The organism is Pseudomonas meliae, from assembly GCF_001400515.1.
Taxonomy (GTDB): Bacteria; Pseudomonadota; Gammaproteobacteria; order Pseudomonadales; family Pseudomonadaceae; genus Aquipseudomonas; species Aquipseudomonas amygdali.
Genome location: NZ_LJQT01000489.1, coordinates 1 through 3239, shown reverse-complemented (window position 1 = coordinate 3239; position 3239 = coordinate 1). Strand labels below are relative to the sequence as shown.

The following is a 3239-nucleotide window of genomic DNA, read 5'->3' as shown; positions in this document are numbered from 1 at the left end:
GGAGCAATGGAACAGCCAACTGACTTAAGGAGCCGCAGGACTCCCCTGCGCTCACGGTATTTAATTGCACTTTCTGTTCCATTGCACCCCTGACCCCAAAAATGGGGTTTGGGGATCAGTGCATTCGAGCTGTCATGTCCAAGGCTCTCATTACCGTCAACATGGTTTTTAAGGTTGGATTGCCCTTGCTACTGAACGACCGGTAAAGCTGCTCTCGAGACAGACCTGTCTCACGCGCAAGCTCGGTCATCCATTTGGCCCTTGCGACAACTGAATCGCCCCTGGTTTCGTAGACACCTCCAAGCCTCATAATGAGGCCCAAATAGGAGGTGCCATGAGTCGTCAGCGTTACCCCGAAGAATTCAAGATCGAAGCGGTCAAGCAAGTGACCGAAAAAGGCAAACCTGTGGCCGATGTCGCCCAGCGCCTGGGCATGTCCGTGCACAGCCTTTACGCCTGGATCAAGGTCTACAGCAAGCCCCAAGAGCAGCGTCAGCAAGATGACACTTATTCCTGCTGCGTGCGGGCACTAGGGCGACGGCGCAAATTCTGGCCGAGACTGCTGTTTAAAGCCTGTCGAGCAGTGCTGATCGCTTGCTCCGCACCCTGCAACGCATGCTGACTATGGCGATTGGCACTCGCCTGCATAACCGGCGCAAGGTTGCCGCGCATGAATGTCTGCAGGCTCGTTGGCTTAGGGTTACCTTCGCGGAAGTTATTCTTTGCGTTGATTGCCGCAAACTGCGTCTGAGCACCGATGAATGAGGCCGCAAGGCTGTAGGCACCGAGAAATCCGACAACCGCATTGGGGATATGACCTGCGCCGCCGCAGATCGCTGCAGCGAGTTTATTGACGATCGAGGGTGTGAACTGGCCGGCCAGGCCGAACATGGATACGTCCGTGGAGACCTTCTGCATCCACTGGGCCTTGAGTTCGCCCTGCTTTGCGTACTTCACCTTGGTCATGTTTTCCAATACGTGCATGCCGCCGCTATTTACGCAGTCGTCGAAAGCCTTCTTTACTTCTCCGTCCGGCAAATCGGTCAAGAAGTTCGGATTCCCTTCGCGGATGGCTTGAGTCACCGCAGACATGTCGGCCGACAGCGCCTTATAGCGTTCGACTTTTGCGCGGATCTCGGGAGGAGTGATGCTCGAAGTGTTTTCAGGCAAGGCATTGAGCGCATGCCCCGCCTCGCTGATTTCGACGCCAAGCACTTTTTGTCGCTGTTTCAGGTTCTCTTGGGTCGACTTGACCATGTACTCCGACACCGAAGTGAAGACCCCGCGCAGCTTCGCTTGGTCGACGTCGCGGTCCGGGTCCATTTCCTCACCGGCCAAATAGCGCTGCTTACCTTCGGGCGTGAAGGCGTCGTAGAACACGATAGCTGCCTTGACATTGAATTTCTGCTTGTTCCGCTCGTCCAGGCCAGCCATAGGCGACTGTAATAGCGAGATCGCTGCCGCATAGGAGGTACCGACAGCCGGACTTGCGAGCGCGTTGAGCCCCTCAAAATGGCTTTTCCGGTCAAGAGCAGGATTCATGCGTGTCGGTATCTCGTCTCTCTTCAGACCTGACAGTCCGGAGGTCAACGTACCGCCCGACGCGCGGAGACTGCGCGGGATGCGCTGCCAATCATTTCCTTCCTTCTGGCGAAGGTTTGAAAACTCGGCTTTCAGCGTAGTCTCGCGTTGCTCAAGCATGTTCGGGCGGCTTGCCTCTTCCAAGGCTCTAAGTGATTCCCGAGTCTGCGGAGCGGTGTTCTGCAGCGCATTATTGACGCCCTCTAGGGCCTCGCGCAGACAATTGAAGTGGGTATCGCTCAAATGATCGAAAAACAATTCAAGTCCTTCGTCCGTTTCGAGAAACTTTGGATCCCTTATCCCCACCGACGTAATCGCGGCCTGCACAGCATCATCGAAAGAAGTCAGAGCACGACGCGTGTCCTCGTTCAGGCCCTCCAGAGTCTGGGCTGCGGCATCCAACCAGATCTCGTCATTGACTTCGCCTTTGGCCAGCACGGTTGGCGCATTACGTCCGCGGATGTTGTCGCACAACGAAACAATGGCAGGCTGAATGCCGCCGGCCATGAACGGCTTGGCGGCCGCGAACGCAAGCGCGCTGCCGAAACCAGACCACGGTCCGTGGACGGCGCCGATGAAGCTTGACGCACCGAACGTAAGCATACTGGGTAACGCGCTGCTGATAGGGTTTGGCAGGCCAGAGTTGAAGCTGAACTTTAGGAAATTGTTCACATCACCGCCATGCATGCCCCTAGAGGCATATGCCATTACACGGATCGCATCGTCGTCTATCCGAGCAGTCATGGTCTTCGCGCAGATGTTCTCATGGCCTTCGCTGGCGTGGCGCTCGTCGTGTACCCGAAAAGTTTCGCAGAGCTTAAGGTAGAGGTCAGGGTGCGTGGGCGCATTTTTGGCGGCCAGATAGGCAGTCTGCAATTGGCTGAGGTCTTCCGGCTTGCGCGACATCACAGTCGTCCCGTCCGGTATGACCTTGGCCGCCGCCGTGATGTCTCTAACGCGCGCCGTGGTAAGTTGCTCTGCGGTCTGCGTCGTTGCAGCGGTGGCCTGCATTCCCTCTGTTTGCGTGATGCCACTTATTTCATGAGAGCATGACGCTTCTTGCCCAAGATTGGTTAGAGGATTGTAGTGTTGTGTTGCACTAACTGATTGAACGGGCTTCATCGCTGCCTCGACATTGTTGTTTATTTGACCAGCCGGCAAGAGCCGACGCCCCGCCAATGAGTGTTCGAAATCACAGGAGGGTTCCAAAGACAGCTTCGAAACAGAGTCTGATAATAGACTTGGCAGGATTGCTGGGCCGCTGCACAGCCAAAGCGCTGAGGGACATTTTATGAACGAGATTCCTACCCCTGTCACGGGGTTCATAACGTGTCGTGTACTGAGCCGCTTCAGGCCAAAGACAATGTATGACTATCCCATTCTGGTTTGGATCGAATTCGAGCGACAGTGAGATGATTCAGTCCAATTGATTTCCCGGGGAGGGCACACAGGAACCCTGATCACAAATGCTAGAAGGGTGAACATCTTACGCAACGAATGGGACATGCGGTCGGTGAACTCATCACCCGACTAAGCCGTCATGCCTTGATGGCTGGTGGGCGGATCCACAGAGACGATCCGTATGCCTCGGTTATCGATTGCCTTCTTGGGGAGCCTAGAGAATTCGGAAAAAATCGTACTACAAGGGCTTCCCCATT

Annotated in this window: 2 protein-coding genes and 1 pseudogene; 1 reads left to right on the top strand and 2 read right to left on the bottom strand. The window is 55.4% G+C overall.

All coding sequences use genetic code 11. The annotated features are described in order from the left end of the window. Positions 1–115: 115 nt before the first annotated feature. Positions 116–424, bottom strand: coding sequence for an addiction module antidote protein (locus ALO64_RS26940; protein ID WP_369812050.1), 309 nt, complete (start codon positions 422–424; stop codon positions 116–118). On the opposite strand from ALO64_RS26940, the pseudogene ALO64_RS24875 reads away from it, so the two are divergent. Beyond that, positions 335–532 (top strand): annotated as a pseudogene (locus tag ALO64_RS24875) (transposase); the annotation flags it as partial. The gene ALO64_RS26940 and the pseudogene ALO64_RS24875 sit on opposite strands and share 90 nt — an antisense overlap. On the opposite strand, the gene ALO64_RS22665 reads toward ALO64_RS24875, so the two are convergent. After that, positions 508–2592, bottom strand: a complete 2085-nt coding sequence (locus tag ALO64_RS22665) for a type III effector (RefSeq protein ID WP_235378754.1) — start codon at positions 2590–2592, stop codon at positions 508–510. The pseudogene ALO64_RS24875 and the gene ALO64_RS22665 overlap by 25 nt on opposite strands. Positions 2593–3239 lie beyond the last annotated feature (647 nt).

Coding starts and splice junctions, on each gene's coding strand:
- ALO64_RS22665 (WP_235378754.1), bottom strand. CDS start 2,592: ATGCAGGCCACCGCTGCAACGACGCAGACCGCAGAGCAACTTACCACG.